The organism is Pseudanabaena biceps PCC 7429 (assembly GCF_000332215.1).
GTDB classification, from domain to species: domain Bacteria; phylum Cyanobacteriota; class Cyanobacteriia; order Pseudanabaenales; family Pseudanabaenaceae; genus Pseudanabaena; species Pseudanabaena biceps.
In genome coordinates this window covers 1-681 of the sequence record NZ_ALWB01000431.1, presented here as the reverse complement: position 1 = coordinate 681, position 681 = coordinate 1, and the positions used below count along the sequence as shown (strand labels likewise).

The following is a 681-nucleotide window of genomic DNA, read 5'->3' as shown; positions in this document are numbered from 1 at the left end:
GTTCAGGATTGGTTCTCCAGCCTGTTCTCCTAACCTCGTGGTAAGTCCCTTGGTTGGAAATCTGGGCGTAAGCGTTCTCCTTTTCCTCGCTTTCCTATCATCAAAAAACGGGTTTCCCGTCCAAAAAAGGTCAACAAAGACAACCTTAATTCCTAACCCTCAATATTCTCGTTTTCATTCTCTTAGATTTCCTCAGTTCTTTATTCTCTGAGTTACTTTTTCCTGCTCTTTTTCTGCTTATCTCAATCACCTTAGTCTAAACTCCAGTTATTGACGATCCATACTTTTCTAAGATGAAACTAAGGAAGTTAAGATTGTTCCAGCGATCGCTGTTGAGGTGTCGTTTAATTTCTTCAGCAATTCTAGATTGATAGTTTTCTAATTGAGCTTGGTTAGGTTTTTCAGCGATTGGATAGGGTAGATTGGGATATTCGCTAGTCCTACAAGTAATTTCTTGTAAGGCAACGTAATGCCTATTTATTTGTTCTTTGCCTTCTGGTAATTGAATAAGATCGAATAGGGAGCATCTCACTAATGCAATGAGTATTTCTACTTATAGATGACATATGAGAAAATGAATAAAAAATGAAGGTTAAAAAAGATGACACCCGAAGAAAGCAAAGTTCTGAAAGAACATCTAAAAGCTGCGGCGGCAATTCTATTGAATAATACCCCAAAAGA

General features: G+C 37.6%; 1 protein-coding gene and 1 pseudogene. One reads left to right on the top strand and one right to left on the bottom strand.

What is annotated here, in order from left to right; genetic code table 11:
* A pseudogene (locus PSE7429_RS27475) lies at nt 1-156 on the top strand (NF041680 family putative transposase); the annotation flags it as partial.
* Between the two features lie 100 nt (nt 157-256).
* Here PSE7429_RS27475 and PSE7429_RS22945 read toward each other — a convergent pair.
* Nucleotides 257-532, bottom strand: coding sequence for a hypothetical protein (locus tag PSE7429_RS22945; RefSeq protein ID WP_009629806.1), 276 nt, complete (start codon nt 530-532; stop codon nt 257-259).
* Nucleotides 533-681 lie beyond the last annotated feature (149 nt).